The sequence below is a fragment of the Streptomyces luteosporeus genome (assembly GCF_039532865.1).
Classification (GTDB): domain Bacteria; phylum Actinomycetota; class Actinomycetes; order Streptomycetales; family Streptomycetaceae; genus Streptomyces; species Streptomyces luteosporeus.
In genome coordinates this window covers 115,166-133,565 of the sequence record NZ_BAAASL010000006.1, presented here as the reverse complement: position 1 = coordinate 133,565, position 18,400 = coordinate 115,166, and the positions used below count along the sequence as shown (strand labels likewise).

10 protein-coding genes and 1 pseudogene are annotated in these 18,400 nt (G+C 73.0%); 6 read left to right on the top strand and 5 right to left on the bottom strand.

Going from position 1 to position 18,400, the window contains the following annotated elements; genetic code table 11:
• The first annotated feature begins 75 nt into the window (after positions 1 to 75).
• Positions 76 to 579 (top strand): FBP domain-containing protein, encoded by a 504-nt coding sequence (locus ABD361_RS09285; RefSeq protein WP_344434390.1) that lies wholly within the window; start codon positions 76 to 78, stop codon positions 577 to 579.
• A gap of 19 nt (positions 580 to 598) precedes the next feature.
• Here the strand turns inward: ABD361_RS09285 and ABD361_RS09280 are convergent, their stop codons facing one another.
• Entirely contained in the window at positions 599 to 1,666 is a 1,068-nt protein-coding gene (locus ABD361_RS09280; protein WP_344434389.1) for a mechanosensitive ion channel family protein, read from the bottom strand.
• Between the two features lie 213 nt (positions 1,667 to 1,879).
• On the opposite strand from ABD361_RS09280, the gene ABD361_RS09275 reads away from it, so the two are divergent.
• The gene (locus tag ABD361_RS09275; RefSeq protein WP_344434388.1) at positions 1,880 to 2,416 is read left to right on the top strand and encodes an HNH endonuclease; all 537 of its coding nucleotides are present in this window, start codon (positions 1,880 to 1,882) and stop codon (positions 2,414 to 2,416) included.
• 84 nt (positions 2,417 to 2,500) lie between these two features.
• Here ABD361_RS09275 and ABD361_RS09270 read toward each other — a convergent pair whose 3' ends face one another.
• A complete protein-coding gene (locus ABD361_RS09270) occupies positions 2,501 to 5,479 on the bottom strand; it encodes a beta-N-acetylglucosaminidase domain-containing protein (protein ID WP_425583186.1) in 2,979 nt (992 codons plus the stop codon).
• 281 nt (positions 5,480 to 5,760) lie between these two features.
• Here ABD361_RS09270 and malQ point away from each other — a divergent pair, with 281 nt between their 5' ends.
• From malQ to ABD361_RS09255, 3 genes are all read left to right on the top strand, one after another.
• Positions 5,761 to 7,842, top strand: coding sequence for a 4-alpha-glucanotransferase (gene malQ / locus ABD361_RS09265; protein WP_344434600.1), 2,082 nt, complete (start codon positions 5,761 to 5,763; stop codon positions 7,840 to 7,842).
• Between the two features lie 47 nt (positions 7,843 to 7,889).
• A complete protein-coding gene (locus tag ABD361_RS09260; RefSeq protein ID WP_344434387.1) occupies positions 7,890 to 8,168 on the top strand; it encodes a hypothetical protein in 279 nt (92 codons plus the stop codon).
• Between the two features lie 186 nt (positions 8,169 to 8,354).
• Entirely contained in the window at positions 8,355 to 9,320 is a 966-nt protein-coding gene (locus tag ABD361_RS09255; protein ID WP_344434599.1) for an acyl-ACP desaturase, read from the top strand.
• Between the two features lie 57 nt (positions 9,321 to 9,377).
• Here the strand turns inward: ABD361_RS09255 and pepN are convergent, their stop codons facing one another.
• The 3 genes and pseudogenes from pepN to ABD361_RS09240 form a co-directional block, all read right to left on the bottom strand.
• Complete coding sequence (gene pepN, locus ABD361_RS09250; protein WP_344434386.1) at positions 9,378 to 11,948, bottom strand: aminopeptidase N; 2,571 nt, start codon at positions 11,946 to 11,948, stop codon at positions 9,378 to 9,380.
• Positions 11,949 to 12,088: 140 nt separating this feature from the next.
• On the bottom strand, positions 12,089 to 13,117 hold the full coding sequence (locus tag ABD361_RS09245) for an aspartate-semialdehyde dehydrogenase (protein ID WP_344434385.1): 1,029 nt from the start codon (positions 13,115 to 13,117) through the stop codon (positions 12,089 to 12,091).
• A 255-nt stretch (positions 13,118 to 13,372) separates the two neighbouring features.
• Positions 13,373 to 16,078, bottom strand: a pseudogene (locus ABD361_RS09240) (S8 family serine peptidase); the annotation flags it as partial.
• Between the two features lie 538 nt (positions 16,079 to 16,616).
• Between ABD361_RS09240 and ABD361_RS09235 the strand changes: the two are divergent.
• On the top strand, positions 16,617 to 18,374 hold the full coding sequence (locus tag ABD361_RS09235; protein ID WP_344434384.1) for a TIGR03767 family metallophosphoesterase: 1,758 nt from the start codon (positions 16,617 to 16,619) through the stop codon (positions 18,372 to 18,374).
• Positions 18,375 to 18,400 lie beyond the last annotated feature (26 nt).

Genomic DNA, 18,400 nt, shown 5'->3' with positions numbered 1-18,400 from the left:
CACCGGCGTCAAGGGTGTGCACTGCAACGAAAAATCGCGTGCGCCCCTTCGTCACGTCTTGTTACGTTCCGCGGCATGGAACCACTCGGCGACCACGCCATACGCGCCAGCTTCGTCAACTGCTCCAAGGGCGAGGCGCGCCGCATCAACCTGCCCCGCGGGCTGGCCGAGCTGCCCTGGGAGGACCTGGACTTCCTCGGCTGGCGCGACCCGGGCGCGCCCGACCGGGGCTACCTCGTCGTCGAGCGCGGCGGCGGCCTGGTGGGCGTGACCCTGCGCGTCCCGCAGGGCGGGCCCCGCAGCTTCACCAAGACCACCATGTGCTCGCTGTGCCTGACCGGGCACCCCGGCTCGGGCGTCTCCCTGCTGGCCGCCCGCCGCGTGGGCGCCTCCGGGCGCGAGGGCAACACGGTCGGCGCCTACATGTGCGCCGACCTGGCCTGCCCGCTGTACGTGCGCGGCAAGAAGGTGCCGCTGCTGACGATGCGCTACAAGGAGAGCCTGTCGGTGGAGGAGCGGCTCCAGCGCATGCGCACCCACCTCGACGAGTTCCTGGAGAAGGTCCTGCAGGAGGCGTGAGGCCAGGAGGCGTGCGGCGCTACTTGCCGAGCGTCGCCCCCGGCGGTATCGGCGCCGTCGCCTGGGACTGCGGCGAGGCCGGATTGCCCAGCACCGACGGCGGTGCCACCGCGGTGGCGAGGTCCGGGGCGGGGACGTCCTCCTCCGGGCCCTGCGAGGCGGCGCCCATGCGGATGCCGGCCGCGTCCAGGGCCTGCTTGATCCGCCAGCGCAGCTCCCGCTCGACGTCGGCCGCGTGCCCCGGCATGGCCTTCGCCTGCACCCGCACCACGACCGTCTCCAGCGTCACCGAGTCCAGGCCCATGACCCGTACCGGCTCCCAGATCCGCTCCGTCCACGGTGCCTGCCGCGCCAGCTCCTCGCCGGCCGCGGCGATGACGGTGCGGGCCCGGTCCAGGTCCTCGTCGTAGCGCAGGGTGACGTCGACCTCGGCCAGGGCCCAGCCCTGGCTGAGGTTGCCGATGCGCTTGACCTCGCCGTTGCGCACGTACCAGATCGCGCCGTTGGCGCCGCGCAGCTTGGTCACGCGCAGGCCCACCTCGACGACCGTGCCCGTGGCCACACCGGCGTCGATCTCGTCGCCCACGCCGTACTGGTCCTCCAGGATCATGAAGACGCCGGAGAGGAAGTCCGTCACGAGGTTCCGCGCGCCGAAACCGATGGCCACACCGGCCACACCCGCGCTCGCCAGCAGCGGCGCCAGGTTGATCTTCAGGACGGACAGGACCGTCAGCGCCGCCGTGCCCATGATCAGGAACGAGGCCACGCTGCGCAGCACCGAGCCGATGGCCTCCGACCGCTGCCGCCGCCGCTCGGCGTTGACCAGCAGGCTGCCCAGCGCCGTGCCGTCCACCGCCTGTGCGGTGCGGTTCATCCGCGCTATCAGCTTGGTGATGGCACGGCGGATCAAGGAGCGCATCGCCACCGCGATCACGAGGATCAAAACGATGCGCAGGCCGTTGCTGAGCCAGATGGACCAGTTCTCCTCGACCCAGCCCGCGGCGTCGTTCGCCGTGCGCTGCGCCTCGTCCAGCGACGAGGTACGGGGGGTCGGGGAATCACCGGCCGGGAGGGCGGACCAGAACACAGCAGAAGCCTCCTGGAGGGAGCGGGGCAGCCTCCCAGAGTAACGGGAGGGGGCCGCTCGCCCGCTGTTGTGTTCGAGATGGGACAGGTCTTGTTCAAAAACACCCGAGACCCGTTACCTGGTCATGGTGGCGCGCGTGCCAGGGGTAAGGGGACACTTGCAGGAGATCGTCCCGGCGCGAGCCACGCGCCGCCGGCGTACAAGGAGGCACCCGTGCCGCATGTCCTGGTCCTCAACGCGTCGTACGAGCCGCTCGGCGTCGTACCGCTCCGCCGCGCGCTCATACTCGTCCTCAATGAGAAGGCCGTCAGCCTCGAGGACACGGGCGCCTATCTGCACAGTGCGAGCTGCACCATCCCCGCGCCCAGCGTCGTGAGGCTGAAGCGCTTCGTGCGGGTGCCCTTTCGGGGGCCCGTGCCGCTCACCCGCCGCGCCCTGTTCGCCCGCGACGGCGGGCGCTGCGCGTACTGCGGTGGTGTCGCAACCAGCGTCGACCACGTCGTACCGCGCAGTCGTGGCGGCCAGCACAACTGGGAGAACGTGGTGGCCGCGTGCCGCCGCTGCAATCACGTCAAGGCCGACCGGCACGTCGCGGAGCTCGGCTGGCGCCTGCGTCACCAGCCGGCCCCGCCGACGGGGCTGGCGTGGCGCATCATCGGCACGGGCCACAGGGATCCGCGCTGGCTGCCGTACCTCAAGGCGTACGGCGCGGAGGATGCGATGGCCCGGATCGACGGCGTCTCCGCCTGATCGCATCCGGGCCGTTCGTTTTCCCCACCCCGCTCCTTCCCGCAGCGGTGAAAGGGCGGGGTCGGGGCCCGGCCGCCCGCAGGGCTACCGCAGCGCGTACGCCTCCACCTGCCCCACCGCGTAGCCGCCGTCGCCGCGCAGGCGCACGAAGCGCGTGCCGGGCGCGTCCAGGCGCAGCCCGCCCCCGGCGTCCGTGGTGAACGGCACCTCGCGCCACCCGCGCCCGTCCCCGGACACCTCCACCCGGTAGCGGCCCGGCCGTCCGCCCTGCCAGTGCGGCACCAGACGCCCCAGCCGTACCGGGCGCGCCAGTTCGAGCTGCCACCACACGTCGTCGTCCGCCGGCGTGGTGCGTCCGCCGCGCGCCAGGTCCTCGCCCCCGAGCGCCGGGTACGCCCGGACCGTCACGGTCCGCTCGCGGCCCGCCAGCCGCACGGGCACGGTGAAGGTGCCGGCCGGGGTCCCCGCGGGCACCGACAGTTCGATGCGGGCCGTGGTGACGCCCGCCCGGACCGCCGTGACCTCGGCGGGGGCGGTGACGGTCACCCCCTTGGGAGCCTGGACGGCCAGCGCCTCGCGGATCGTCCCCGGTCGCTGGTTGATCACGCGGATGCCGACGACGGCCGGCCGGCCGCCGATCTCCGCCTCGGCCTGTCCATCGTTCGTCAGTTCGAGTTCGGCCCGGGGGCTGTCGTCGAACCAGGGGGCGATCTCGTGCACGGCCGGCGGCTGCGCGCCCTGGTCCCACACCACGCGCAGGCCGTCCGCCCGCAGCCCCTTGCCGGGCAGCTGCGTCCAGCCGCCGTCCGCCACCGGTCCCAGCTGCTGCCAGCCGCGCACCGGGTCGTGGGCCTCCACGACGCCTCCGGCGCCCGGCGCGTCCGCCGTCAGCAGGGTGACCTCCGTCAGCGGCCGCGGCTCGGGCAGCCGGACGGCCAGGGGCGTGCCCGCTGCCGGGGTGAGCGCGGTCGCGGCGTCCCCGTCGGTGGCCGCGCCCGCGGTGCGTACCGGCCGGTCGACTCCCGTCCAGCCGTTGGCGCGGGCCAGCGCCTGGTCGAGGAAGGGCACCAGGACGCCCTGTCCCACGGTCGCGCGCTCGGCGCCGATCCGCTCGCGCAGCTTCTGCACCGCCAGCTGGGCCCGCCAGGCCGCCGTGCCGTCGCCGCGCGCCTGGGCGGTGAGCATGTCGACGGCCTGCAGCCCGGCCTGTCCGTGCCAGCCCAGCTGGTCCAGCCAGGGCCCCACCTCGCCGCCGAGGGCCGGCCCGAGCCGCTCGGGGGCGCCGGCCATGGTGCGGAAGGCCTCCCGCAGCCGGCCCGCGGCCGTCTCGAGCCGTCCGGCATCGGCGGTGGACAGCGCGTCGCGGAAGTCGTCGAGCAGCGGCCGCAGGTACGCCGACTCCTCGCCGCCGAGCACCGAGGACGCGTCGTTGCCGGCGAGCGCGAACAGCGCGTCGCGGGCCGCCGCGTCGCCGCCCGCGAGCGAGGCGAGGTCGGCCACGGCCGCCCGCCAGGACTCCTCCGGGCGGTAGCCGCGCGGGTTCCAGGCGAAGTCGGCCGCGGTGAACAGCGGGATGCGCGAGGCGGTGGCCTGCGCCGCCGCGTTGGCCAGCAGCGCGGCGGAGCCCGCGGCCACGGCCGGCTCGCGGCCGGTGTACGGCCCGAGGAAGATACGGTCCTGCGCGAAGTCGTTGACCGGGTAGTTGTCCATGGTCACCAGCGGGTGCCCGAAGGCCGTGCGGGCCTCGGCCAGTTCGCCGCCGGTGATGGTGCGGGGCACCACGCCCACGCCCGTCCACGCCACCTCGACGCGCTTGTCGAGCTTCTCCGCCAGCGCCCGCCGGAAGGCGGTGCGCCCGTCCTGGTAGTACTCGGTGGGCAGCAGGGAGAGCGGGGCCGCCCCGGGGCCCTTGGCGGCCAGGTGCCGGGCCAGCTCGCCGGCCACCTTCGCCTGCGCCTTCGCCGCCGCCTTCGGCCCGGAGCCGAACTCCTCGGCGTCCGCGTCGCAGTGCCACTCGCTGTAGCTGACGTCCTGGAACTGCAGCTGGAAGGCGCGCACCCCCAGCGCCCACATCGCGTCCACCTTGCGCTTGAGGGCCCGCAGGTCGGCGGCGGAGGAGAAGCACATGGCCTGCCCCGGCGCCACGGCCCAGCCCAGCGTCACGTGGTTGCGCCGCGCCCGCTCGGCCAGCGCCCGGAACTCCGCGCGCCGCCCGGCCGGGTACGGATCGCGCCAGCGGGCCTGCCGGTAGGGGTCGTCGCCGGGGGCGTACAGGTAGCGGTTCTGCTTGGTGCGGCCCATGAAGTCCAGCTGGTCCAGCCGCTGCTGCGCCGACCACGGCTGGCCGTAGAAGCCCTCGGTCAGCCCGCGCACCGCCGTGGTCGGCCAGTCGCGGATCAGCGCGCCGGCGAAGCCCTTGCCGCCGTCCCGCTCGACGGCCAGCTGCCGCAGCGTCTGGGCCGCGTGGAAGAGCCCGTCGTCGCCCACGCCCGCCAGCGCCACAGCGGGCCGACCGTCGACGACACCGGTGGCAAGCCGGTAGCCGCCCGCCGGCAGGTCGCCCACCGCCGGCGCGCCCAGCGCCTTCAGGGCGCCCTCGGCGCTCCGTCCGCCGGCGTGCACGATCAGCCCGCCGGGCGGCGGGGTGCCGCCCGGCGCGGCGTCGACGACCGTGCGCGCGCCGGCGTCGCGCAGCACGTCCTTCAGCGCCTGCAGGGCGTACGGGTCGGTGCCCGGCTCCGCCATCAGGGTGACCTCGTCACCCACTCGGACGAACGAGCCCTGGGCGCGCATCGACTGGGGCCGCGGCCACACCGCCGGCAGCGCGCCCGCGCTCTCGCGGTCCGGGGCGTCCGGCGAACCGGCCGTCGCGGCCCGCTCGTCGCCGGGCCGGGGGTCGGCGAGGGCGTCCGCGGCGTTGCCCAGCAACCCGCCCAGCAGGGCGGCCGCCAGCACCGTGACCCCCGCCCGGCGGGGCCGGCCCAGCCGGCCGGTGCCCACCGCGCGGCCGGGCACCGCCGCACCGCCGCCTTCGTACGAGGGGTCCTCGACCGGGAAACGCACCGTCTGCTGCTCCTCGCCCCTAGCCATCGCGCCTAGCCGTCGCGCCGTGGAGCGTCGAGCCCATCACCAGGTCCGTGAGCTGTCAACGCGCCTGCCCGAACTGCCGGTAATGCCCCCGGCACAACGAACGGGACCAGGCCCGGAACCGATCCGGAAGCCGCCCGAAGAGGCGTCAAAGCGACATGAGGGAACGCAAGGTGTCGACGGCCACCGCACATGGGTAGGGCATCAGGCGTCCGGCACCGGGGCCGACCGCGGAGGTCTTGATGGACGGAGTCTCGATGGGCAGGGCGCGCCTGGCCGAACTGCACGGCGTGGCCACCTCCTACGAGGCCGGCCCCGGCCGCACCGTCAAGGTCGCCGAGGACACTGTCGTCGCCGTCCTCGCCGCCCTCGGCGTCGACGCCTCCACACCACGGGCCGTGCGCGACGCCCTCGAAGCGCACGAGGCCGCCGCCCGCGGCCGGTTGCTGCCCCCCACCGTCGTCGTGCGCGGCACGGCAGGGCGCCCGCCCGCGCTGCCCGAGGGCACCGTGCTGCGCGTGGAGACCGAGGACGGCCGCACCCTGCCCTGGGACGACCCCGGCGGGCAGGCGCTGCCGCTCGGCGGCCACCTGCTGCGCGCCCGCACCCCCGACGGGCGCACCGCGAGCGCGCCCCTGATCGTCGCCCCCCGGCAGCTGCCCGGGCCCACCGGGCGGGGCATCGGCTTCATGGTCCAGCTGTACTCGCTGCTGTCCGCCCGCTCCTGGGGCATGGGCGACCTCGGCGACCTCGCGGAGCTCGCCGCCTGGTCCGGCCGTACCTTCGGCTGCGACTTCCTGCAGGTCAACCCGCTGCACTCGGCCGTGCCCGGCCCGCCCACCGACCCCTCGCCCTACCGCCCCTCCTCCCGCCGCTTCCCCGACCCCGTCCACCTGCGCATCGAGGAGGTGCCCGAGTTCGCCCACCTCGCCGGCGCCGCCCGGCAGGAGGCCGAGCACCTGCTGGAGCGGGCCGCGGCCCTGCGCGAGGACGTGCTGGTCCGCTCGGCCCTCATCGACCGGGACGCCGTGTGGGACCTCAAGCGGCGCGCCCTGGAACTGGTGCGCACCGTCCCGCTGGGCCCCGGCCGGCGCGCCGCCTACCACGACTTCCTCGCCGCCCAGGGCCAGGCCCTCGACGACCACGCCACCTGGTGCGCCCTGGCCGAGGTGCACGGCCCCGACTGGCGCAGCTGGCCGGCGGGCCTGCGCGACCCGCGCTCGGCCCGCACCGCCCGGGCCCGCGGCGAGCTGCTGGACCGCGTCGACTTCCACTGCTGGCTCGCCTGGCTCACCGACCGGCAGCTGGCCGCCGCCCAGCGCACCGCCCGCGAGGCCGGCATGCGCATCGGCCTCGTCCACGACCTCGCCGTCGGCGTCCACCCCACCGGCTCCGACACCTGGGCCCAGCAGGAGACCTTCGCCGCCGGCATGTCGGTGGGCGCGCCCCCCGACGCCTTCAGCCCGCACGGCCAGGACTGGGGCCTGCCGCCCTGGCGGCCCGACGCCCTCGCCGCCACCGGCCACGCCCCGTACCGCGAGCTGCTGCGCCACCTGCTGCGGCACGCGGGTGCCCTGCGCATCGACCACGTGATGGGGCTGTTCCGGCTGTGGTGGGTGCCCCAGGGGTACGAGCCGCGGCGCGGCGCGTACGTGCGCTACGACCACGAGGCGATGCTCGCGGTCCTGGCCCTGGAGGCGCACCGCGCGGGGGCCGCCGTCATCGGCGAGGACCTGGGCACGGTCGAGCCGGGGGTGCGCGAGACGCTCCAGGAGCGCGGCGTGCTCGGTACCTCGGTGCTGTGGTTCGAGCGCACGTACGGGGACTCCGGCGGGAAAAAAGGGGACGAAGCGGCCGAGGAGCCGCTGCCCCCCGAGAAATGGCGCTCCGCCTGCCTGGCGACGGCCACCACCCACGACCTGCCCAGCACCGCCGCCCGGCTGACCGGCGAGCACGTGGAGCTGCGTCACCGCCTGGGGCTGCTGGCCCGCCCGCTCCAGGAGGAGCAGCGCGAGGACGCCATGGACGTGGCCGAGTGGCTGGCCGGCTTCGTGCGCCTGGGGCTGCTGCCGGAGGGCCCGGGGGACGAGGAGGCGGCCGTACGGGCCGTGCACCGCTTCCTGCTGCGCACCCCGGCCCGGCTGGTCGGGATCTGGTTGCCGGACACCGTCGGCGACCGCCGGCCGCAGAACCTGCCGGGCACCTGGGACCAGTACCCGAACTGGCGGCTGCCGGTCGCCGACGCCCGCGGCCGCCCGCTGTCCCTGGAGGAACTGGTGGCCTCGCCCCGGCTGCACGCGCTGATGGAGGACGTGGTGGCGGCCCGCGGCCCCCGATAGGCCACCCCGGGCGCGCGGCCCGAGCAGGGGTCCGATACGTTGAGGCCGTGAGCAATAAGGTCAACAAGAACGCCGTGCGCGCCGGTGCGATCTCTGCCGGCACGATGCTGATGCTGCTGATGTCGTCCCCCGCGTTCGCGCTCACCCGCGACGACGGCGACGACCCGGGCCCCGGCCTGAGCGTGCTGAACACGCTCGGTCTGTACGTGGCGGCCCCGATCGTGCTGTTCCTGGTCATCGCGGGCCTGACCATGGTGCTGTCCCGGAACTCCGACAACGCCCGTACCCACGCCGCGCAGACGCACTACCCGCGCGCCACGCGCTAGGGTCCTCACCCCGATCGCTTCCCGGAAGGCCGGCACCGCATGGTGCCGTCCTTTTCGCTGCCCTTTTCCCGGCCCTTCCCCGGCCCTTTTACGTGTAGAGGCCACTGGCTTTGGCGTTTGCCGGACCGCTAACTTACGGTGTCGTAACCTACGGAGCCGTAGGTGATGATCGCCCAGGAGCCGCACGTGACCCTCGCCCCCGCCCACGACGGCCGTGCCGTCCTCAGCGACGCCCGCCTGCTGTACGCCCTCGAAGAGGTCGTCGAGGCCGAGCTCAACCGGCACCTGAAGGTGGCCAAGGAATGGATGCCGCACGAGTACGTGCCGTGGAGCGACGGCCGGAACTTCGACGGCCCCCTGGGCGGTGATGCCTGGGCGCCCGAGCAGTCGAAGGTCACCGACATCGGTCGCGTCGCCCTCGTCGTCAACCTGCTGACCGAGGACAACCTGCCCAGCTACCACCACGAGATCGCCACGCTCTTCGGCCGCGACGGCGCCTGGGGCACCTGGGTGCACCGCTGGACGGCCGAGGAGGGCCGGCACGGCATCGTGATGCGCGACTACCTGCTCACCTCGCGCGCCGTCGACCCGGTGGAGCTGGAGCGCTTCCGCATGGCGCACATGAGCGAGGGCTTCGAGTCCGACAACCGCCACAGCATGCTGCACTCGGTCGCCTACGTCGCCTTCCAGGAACTGGCCACCCGCATCTCGCACCGCAACACCGGCCACCACTCCGGCGACCCGGTCTGCGACCGCATGCTCGCGCGCATCGCCACCGACGAGAACCTGCACATGGTCTTCTACCGCAACCTGCTCGCGAAGGCCTTCGAGCTGGCGCCCGACCAGACCATGAGCGCCGTGCGCGACGTGGTCACCGGCTTCAGGATGCCCGGCCACGGCATCCCCGGCTTCGAGCGCGCCGCCGCGCAGATCGCCCTCGGCGGCATCTACAACCTGCGCATCCACCACGACGACGTGCTGCAGCCGGTGCTGCGCTTCCTGAAGGTCCTGGAGATCGACGGCCTCGGGCCGGAGGGCCTGCAGGCGCAGGAGGAGCTGGGGCTGTTCCTGGGCGACCTGGACACGCAGGCGCGCAAGTTCGACGAGCGGCGCGCGGCGATCCTGGCCCGGCGGGCCGCCCGTCAGGGATGACGAGAACGCCGGACGGGCCACCCGGCCCGTCCGGCGCTTTCGCCGGTGAGGTGCTGACTACGCCGTCGCCGCGGCGTCCGCGGCCTGCGCCTTCAGGGCGCGCTCGACGCCGGAGCGCGCCTCGGTGACCAGGCGGCGCAGCGCGGCGTTCGGCTCGGCCGAGGCCAGCCAGGCGTCCGTGGCGGCCAGCGTGGCCTCGGAGACCTGCAGCACGGGGTACAGGCCGATCGCGATCTGCTGGGCCATCTCGTGGCTGCGACCGTTCCAGACGTCCTTGACGCACGCGAAGTACTTCTCGGCGTAGCCGGCGAGCAGCTCGCGCTGGTCCGCCTGCTGGAAGCCGCCGATGACCGACTCCTGGACGGCGTTGGGCAGCGTGTCGGACTCGATCACGGACGCCCACGCCTCGGCCTTGGCCGCGGCCGTCGGGCGCGCGGCGCGCGCCCAGGCGGCGTGCTGCTCGCCGGCGGAGGTGCGGTCGCGCTCCAGCTCGGCCTCGATGGCCTTCTCGTCCGCGCGGCCGGTGGCGGCCAGCCGGCCGAGCAGGTCCCAGCGCAGCTCGGTGTCGACGGCCAGACCCTCGATGGTCTCGGTGCCCTCCAGCAGCCCGGCCACGAGGTCGAGCTGCTCGTCGGTGCGGGCGGTGGCGGCGAAGGCCCGCGCCCAGGCCAGCTGGTGGTCGCTGCCCGCGGCGGCCGCGCGCAGGTGGGCGAGGGCGGCCTCGCTCCACTTCGCCAGGCCGCTCTCGCGCCAGGTGGGGGCGGCGTACAGGTCGAGGGCGGTCTTCACCTGGCGCTGCAGCGACTGCACCACGCCGATGTCGGACTCCTTGTCGATGCCCGAGAGCACCAGGTCCAGGTAGTCGCGGGTGGCCATCTCGCCGTCGCGGGTCATGTCCCAGGCCGAGGCCCAGCACAGGGCGCGCGGCAGCGACTGCTCGAAGTCGCCCAGGTGCTGGGTGACGGTGGCCAGCGACTCGGCGTCCAGGCGCACCTTGGCGTACGACAGGTCGTCGTCGTTGAGCAGGACCACGGCCGGGCGCTGCCTGCCCACCAGCTGCGGGACCTCGGTGCGCTCGCCGTCGACGTCGAGCTCGATGCGGTCGGTGCGCACCAGCTTGCCGCCTTCGAGCTCGTACAGGCCGATGGCGATGCGGTGCGGGCGCAGGACCGGCTCGCCCTTGGCGCCGGCGGGCAGGGCGGGGGCCTCCTGGCGGACGGCGAAGGAGGTGATGGCGCCGGCGGCGTCGGTGGTGACCTCCGGGCGCAGGATGTTGATGCCGGCGGTCTCCAGCCACTTCTTCGACCAGGTGCTCAGGTCGCGGCCGCTGGTCTTCTCCAGCGCGCCCAGCAGGTCGGACAGGCGAGTGTTGCCGTAGGCGTGCGCCTTGAAGTACGCCTGCACGCCGCGGAAGAAGGCGTCCTCGCCGACGTAGGCCACCAGCTGCTTGAGGACGGAGGCGCCCTTGGCGTAGGTGATGCCGTCGAAGTTGACGAGCACGTCGTCCAGGTCGCGGATCTCGGCCATGATCGGGTGGGTGGAGGGCAGCTGGTCCTGCCGGTAGGCCCACGTCTTCATGGAGTTGGCGAAGGTGGTCCACGAGTGCGGCCAGCGGCTGCCGGGGGCGGCGGCCTGGCAGGCGATGGAGGTGTAGGTGGCGAACGACTCGTTCAGCCACAGGTCGTTCCACCACTCCATGGTCACCAGGTCGCCGAACCACATGTGGGCGAGCTCGTGCAGGATCGTCTCGGCGCGCACCTCGTAGGCGGCGTCGGTGACCTTCGAGCGGAAGACGTACTGGTCGCGAATGGTGACCGCGCCCGCGTTCTCCATGGCGCCCGCGTTGAACTCCGGCACGAAGAGCTGGTCGTACTTGGCGAAGGGGTACGCGTAGTCGAACTTCTCCTGGAACCAGTCGAAGCCCTGCCGGGTGACCTCGAAGATGGCGTCCGCGTCGAGGAACTCCGCCAGCGACGGACGGCAGTAGATGCCCAGCGGCACGACCTGCCCGTCCTTCTCGTAGCTGCTGTGCACCGAGTGGTACGGGCCGGCGATCAGCGCGGTGATGTAGGTGGAGATGCGCGGCGTCGGCTCGAAGCGCCAGACGTCGTCGGCCGGGCGCTCGGGGGTGGGGGAGTTGGAGATCACGGTCCAGCCCTCGGGGGCCTTCACCGTGAAGCGGAACGTCGCCTTCAGGTCGGGCTGCTCGAAGGAGGCGAAGACGCGGCGGGCGTCGGGCACCTCGAACTGCGTGTACAGATACGCCTGCTGGTCGACCGGGTCGACGAAGCGGTGCAGGCCCTCACCGGTGTTGGTGTACGCGCAGTCGGCGACCACCCGCAGCTCGTTGCGGCCGGCGACCACGCCCGGCAGCGCGATCCGGCTGTCGGCGAAGACCTCGGCCGGCTCCAGCGCGGTGCCGTTCAGCACGACCTCGTGCACGGTGGGGGCCACCAGGTCGATGAAGGTGTCGGCGGCCTCGGCGGCATCGAAGCGCACGACGGTCTCCGAGCGGAAGGTGCCGCCCTCCTGCGCGCCGGAGAGGTCGAGCTCGACCTCGTACGCGTCCAGGGTGAGCAGCCGCGCCCGCTCCTGCGCTTCCTCGCGGGTCAGATTCGTACCGGGCACGTGGGCATCTCCTTCAACGTCGCGATGGGTCCGGCCATCCTTCCACGCCCGTCGCGCTGCGTGGCGGTGCGTACGCTGACGGCGGATGCGCCAAGGGGCGGGCCCGCACCGGGCCCGCCCCTTCGCTCGTGCTCAAACGATCAGCCGCGCAGCTCGGCCGCGACCAGCTCGGCGATCTGGACGGCGTTCAGCGCCGCGCCCTTGCGCAGGTTGTCGCTGGAGAGGAACAGCGCCAGACCGTGCTCGACGGTCTCGTCGACGCGGATGCGGCCCACGTAGGAGACGTCCTTGCCCGCCGCCTGCAGCGGGGTCGGGATCTCCGACAGCTCCACGCCGGGGGCGTCCCCCAGCAGCTCGTAGGCGCGCTCGACGCTCAGCGGACGCGCGAAGCGGGCGTTGACCTGCAGCGAGTGGCCGGAGAAGACCGGCACGCGCACGCAGGTGCCCGACACCTTCAGCTCCGGGATCTCCAGGATCTTGCGGGACTCGTTGCGGAGCTTCTGCTCCTCGTCCGTCTCGAAGCTGCCGTCGTCGACGACCGCGCCGGCCAGCGGCAGCACGTTGAAGGCGATGGTGCGCTTGTAGACGCCCGGCTCCGGGAAGTCCACGGCCCCGCCGTCGTGGGTGAGCTCCGCCGCCCGGTCGGCGACCTTGCGCACCTGCCCGTCGAGCTCGGCGACGCCCGCCAGGCCCGAGCCGGAGACGGCCTGGTAGGTGGTGGCGACCAGCGCGGTCAGCCCCGCCTCCTCGTGCAGCGGCTTGAGCACCGGCATGGCGGCCATGGTGGTGCAGTTCGGGTTGGCGATGATGCCCTTGGGCCGCTGCTTGATCGCGTGCGGGTTGACCTCGGAGACCACCAGCGGCACCTCGGGGTCCCGGCGCCAGGCCGAGGAGTTGTCGATCACCACGGCGCCCTGGCCGGCGACCTTCTCGGCCAGCGCCTTGGAGGTGGCGCCGCCGGCGGAGAAGAGCACGATGTCCAGACCGGTGTAGTCGGCGGTGGCGGCGTCCTCGACGGTGATGTCCTTGCCCTCGTACGGCAGGGTCGTACCGGCGGAGCGGGCCGAGGCGAACAGGCGCAGCTCGCTGACCGGGAATTTCCGGTCGGCCAGGATCTTGCGCATGACTCCGCCGACCTGACCGGTGGCTCCGACGATTCCGATCCTCACGAGGACTCCCTACTTGCCGTTCAGCACGTACGTCCAACGACGGCTGACCTGGGTCTACGGTTCCATCATGCGGGTGGACCGGGGGTGGAAGTCCAATCCTTTGGCCGTGGATCCGAACACAGATCGTCACGCTGTGTCGCAAGCCTGCACCCTGCGTTGCGGCGGGACGGGGCGGGGCGGGTGCGAAAGCCGCACCCGCCCCGCCCTGTCCTGTGTCAGCCGGCGCCTGTGTCAGCCGGTGACGTCCTTGGCGGTGATCGTCAGCTGGTAGGGGTTCTCCAGCAGCGGCGACGTGCGGCGGGACTCCACCTCGATCTCCCAGACGCCCGGCAGCGGGTTCGTGTACGACCGCAGGTCCGGACGGCAGGTGTTCTGGGGGTTCGGGTAGTTCGGGTAGCAGTTCGGCGTGGAGGTCGGGTCGACCGGTACGCCGTAGGGGTTGATCGCGATGAAGCGGGTCTGGCTGCCGGCGGCCAGGCCGCCGAGGGCCACCTCGAGGCTCTTCGCACCCTTGGGCACGGTCACGAAGTAGGAGGTCGTGGCGTTGCGCGTGGCCGTTCCCGACTTCTGCACGGTGTACGAGGGCGCAGCGACCGGGTCCGCGACCACGACGGTCGTCATGATCTGCTTGTCGATGCCCTCGGTGCGGTCGTCGTCGACGGTCAGGATCGCGCTGTGGATGCCCGCCGCCTTGGCCTTGGCCTTCACCTTGACGGTGACCGGTTTGTTCAGCGGCAGCTTCACCTCGTCGTCGCCGACGAGCGAGAAGGTGCCGTCGTTGGTGCGCCACTTCAGCTCGTGCCACACGGGCCGGTCCGGGCCGGAGGTCCGGGTGACGGTCACGTCGTAGGTGCGCGTCTCGCCGGCCTTCAGGCCGCCCTCGCGGTCGTACAGGCCGGTGCCGAAGCCCGGGGTCTTCAGCCTGCCGGCCAGCACGGTGTTCACCGGCGCCTTGACCGTGTAGTCGTGGGCGGTGGCGCCCTCGCGCAGGGCCTCCCACGCCTCGTTGATGTCGATCAGGCCGGAGCCCTGCTCGTACGCCTGCGCGCCCTTGATCTTCTTCGCGGTGCCGGTCAGTGCCGTGCGCAGGTCGGCGGGGGTGAGCTTCATGTGCTTCTGCTTGGCGGCCGAGATCAGCAGTGCGGAGGCGCCGGCGGCCTGCGGGGAGGCCATCGAGGTGCCCTGCAGCATGCCGTAGCCGGGCGGCAGGTCGTAGCCGGCCTCCTTGACGGGCGCGCCCGGCTCCCAGGTCGGCGTGGTGTTGATCGACGCGCCGGGGGCGGTGATGGTCGGGGTGAAGCCGCCGTCCTCGCGCGGGCCGCGGGAGGAGAAGGGCATCATGGCGTACTTGGTCTTCACCTCCGAGCCGTAGTTGGCCGCCCAGGTCTCCTTGGAGATGGAGGCGCCGACGCTGAGGACCTTGTCGGCCAGGGCGGGGTCGCCGATGGTGTTGGCGCCGGGGCCGCTGTTGCCCGCGGAGATCACCAGCTGGACGCCGTAGGTGTCGATGAGGCGGGTGTACAGCTCGGAGCGGGCGTTGTTGCCGTCGTTGAGCGCGGGCAGCCCGCCGATGGACATGTTCACGATGTCGACGCCGTGGTTGACGACGAGGTCGATCATGCCCTCGGTCAGGGCGATGTTGGTGCAGCCGCCCGTCCAGGTGCAGGCCCGGGAGGAGACGAGCCGGGCGCCGGGCGCAGCGCCCTTCATCCGCCCGCCGAACAGGCCGTTGGCGGCGGTGATGCCGGCGACGTGCGTGCCGTGCTCGGACTCGATGACGCCGATGTTGACGAAGTCGGCCTTCTTGCCGACCCACGAGCCGCCCTTGGGGTCCATCGGCACGTCCTTGCGGATCTGCACGACGAACGGGATGCGCTCGGCGATGGGGGTCTTGGGGTCGTCCTTGCCGAAGTACCCGACCTGGAAGCCGTCCTTGTACGGCTTCATCTCCTCGTCGTTGCCGAAGTCGCCGTCGTCGTCGAGGTCGACGCGGACGGTGCCCTTGGCCTTGTCGTACAGCACGGCCCAGGAGTCGGTGGTGTCGCCGTCCCGGTTGAGGTCGCCCTTCATATCGCCGCCGGTCGTGGCGCTCTCGCGGAACAGCGCGACCTGGTAGCTGCCGCCGCCCGCCGGAGCGGTGTAGGTGCGGCCGTTGAAGGAGAAGGACGGGCCCGAGACGTCCTGCGTCATCGGCAGCCAGGTGTCGTCGGAGTCGGTGAGCGGGTCGGTCGCGGTCACCCAGTCGACGATCTTGCGCTCGCCGGTGGTGGTCCTCTGCAGCGCCGGGTGGGCCAGGTCGATGCCGGAGTCGAGGATGCCGATGGTCACGCCGCGGCCGTCGGCCTGCGGGTGGTCCTCGACGAAGTCGACGGCGCCGGTCTCGAAGGCCGGCTGGTAGGGGTTCTTCGCCGGGGTGTCCTTGCCGGGCCCCGGGTAGGTGCGGCCCTTGGCCGCACGGGGGGCGCCGGAGGCGGTGTCCGCGCGGGGCGTCGGGTCCGGCAGGGGTATCTCCTGCTTGAGGTCGATGCCGTGCACGGAGGCCAGCTTCTTCGCCTCGTCGATGGCGTCGTCGGCCTTGGCGATGGGCACCGTGGCCCGTACGTAGCCGAGCTTGTCGTACGCCTGGCCCACCGAGGCGCCCTTGATCGCGTCCAGCTTGCGGGCGACCTGGCCGGTCTGGCCCGGGGTGGTGGCGATCATCATGGTGACCGTCCTGTCGCCCTCGGCCTTGGCCTTGGCGAGCAGGGAGGCGTCCTGCGAACCGAGCTTGTCCGCGGGCCCCTTGGACGGTTCGACCGCACCCGGGGCGGGCACGGGGTCGTCGGCGAGGGCGGGGGCGGCGCCCGCGGCGGTGAGGGCGGCCACGAGGGAGGCCGCGACGGCTATTCGGGCCGTGCGTCTCGCGCGCGCGGGGGGTGCGTCCACGGCACCGGCCGCGGCGCCTTCGGGGGTGGCTTGCATGGGCATCCCTGGGCTTGTCAGTGGTGAGCGGGTGACAAAAGGCGGAGCTGAGGGAACGAAGAGGAAACGCAAAAGGTACGACGACGCGGCGTCCGGAAATCGGAGCCGGGTGATCGCCCACTTTGATGGAAGTGATGTGGTTTCGGGGAGAGTTGCCGGGGCGTGAGGATAAGGATGGCGTAAACCCGCCAGGGGGCAGGGCGGGATGAAACGGGGCGACGGACCACGAAGCGGTCGGGGGAGGGCCCCGGTCCGGTGGCGCGGTCCGGTGACTGTAGGACAAACGGACCAAAGGATCGCCCCGCTGCCGGGCCCAACGCTTCCCCCGCGGGTGAACGCTGAGTGAGTGTCAGCGCACGAGGGGACGAGTGGTGTATGTCCATTCGCAGTAGCCAAGATCCATGTGAGGTGCCCGGCGGCGATCGTTGCGGCCCCGTTCACGCCCAGGTCACCCGGGGTGCCAAGCATCCCCGTGGCCGGGGTCCGCCGGCCGCGCTCCGGATCGCCAGCCTTCGCGTTCGCACTCGGGGAGACCGCCATGCACCGCAGAGCCCGCAGGACCGCAGACTCACCGCTGGACCGCCGCACCTTCCTGGCCGCCGCGGGCGCCACGACCGCGGGCCTGGGCCTCGGCCTGGGCGCCGGCAGCAGCCCGGCCGGTGCCGCACCCGCCGACCCGACGCCCGCCCCCCAGGCGGCCGCGAGCGCCACGGCGACGGCCACCGCGAGCACCACCGCCACCGCCGAGGCCGCGCCCACCGCCGCCGGCACCACCCTCGTCTCCGTGGCCGCCCCGCGCGGCAGCGGCGGCTACCGCAGGCTGGGCGACGGGCCGGGCTGGCCGCGGCAGGTGCGCGCCGAACTGGCCGCGGCCGGCGGCCGGCGCGAGGACCGGCGCACCACGCTGGCCTGCTTCGTGCAGTTCACCGACCTGCACCTGACGGACGTCCAGCACCCGCTGCGCTACGAGTTCTTCCGCTCCGGCGAGCCCGGCGCCTGGCGCCCGCACGAGGCCCTCACGCTGCCCGGCATCGTCTCCCTCGTCGAGCGCGTGAACAAGCTGCGGCGCGGCCCGGTCACCGGCAGCCCGCTCTCCTTCGTCGTCACCACCGGCGACAACGGCGACGAGAACGCGAAGATCGAGGTCGAGTGGTTCCTCACCGCACTCAGCGGCGGCCGCATCGACCCCCAGACCGGCGATCCGCACCACTACGAGGGCGTCCAGAACAGCAACCTCAAGACCTTCTGGCACCCCGAGAGCTCCGTGCGCGACCAGGACAAACAGCTCGGCTACCCGCGCATCGACGGCTACCTGGCCGCCGCCTGCCGCGCCGTGAACAGCCCCGGCCTGAACATCCCCTGGTACTCCACCTTCGGCAACCACGACCTGCTCTCCGGCGGCTGCTACCCCGCGGCCGGCTCCTTCATCGCCGACGTCTGCGTCGGCAACCGCAAGCTGCAGTACATCCCGCCCGCCGAGGCCAAGTGGCTCATGGCCGGCGAGGCGGACGGCGCCGACCCCAAGGGCAAGCGCGTGGAGTCCCTGCTCAAGGCGCACAGCAAGGAAATGCGCACCGTCACGCCCGACCCGCGCCGGGTGCCCCTGACCGCCCGGCAGTACGTCGCTGCCCACCTCGACCCCCGGCACACCGGCCGCGGGCCGCTCGGCCACGGCTACACCCGCGCCAACCTGGAGACGGGCAACCTCTACTACACCTTCCCCGTCTCCGAGAAGGTCATCGGCATCAGCATCGACTCCACCGACCCCGGCGGCCACTACCAGGGCTCTCTCGGCACCGCCCAGCTGCAGTGGCTGGAGCGCACCCTGACCGCCCACAAGGACCAGTACGCCCTGGTCTTCAGCCACCACCCGAGCTGGAGCATGAGCAACATGACGCCCGACCCCGCCCGGCCGGGGGACAAGCGGCACGGCGGCGACGAGGTCGTCGCCCTCCTGCAGCGCCACACCAACGTCCTGGCCTGGATCAACGGCCACAGCCACCGCAACCGCATCCGCCCCCGCGGCAGCTTCTGGGAGATCTCCACCGCCTCGCACGTGGACTACCCCCAGCTCGCCCGCGTCATCGAGGTCACCGACAACCAGGACGGCACGATCTCCCTGTTCACCACGCTCATCGAGTCGGCCGCCCCGTACCGCACCGACTTCCACGACCTGTCGCAGACGGGGCTGGCCTCCCTCTACCGCGAACTGGCCTTCAACGCGCCCGGCTCCGACACCTCGCTCGCCGGCCAGCCGGCCGACCGCAACACCGAACTGCTGCTGCGCCGCCGCTGAGGACCCCCCCGGAAGCAGGGGCGCGC

Coding starts and splice junctions, on each gene's coding strand:
- ABD361_RS09285 (WP_344434390.1), top strand. CDS start 76: ATGGAACCACTCGGCGACCACGCCATACGCGCCAGCTTCGTCAACTGC.
- malQ (WP_344434600.1), top strand. CDS start 5,761: ATGGGCAGGGCGCGCCTGGCCGAACTGCACGGCGTGGCCACCTCCTAC.
- ABD361_RS09235 (WP_344434384.1), top strand. CDS start 16,617: ATGCACCGCAGAGCCCGCAGGACCGCAGACTCACCGCTGGACCGCCGC.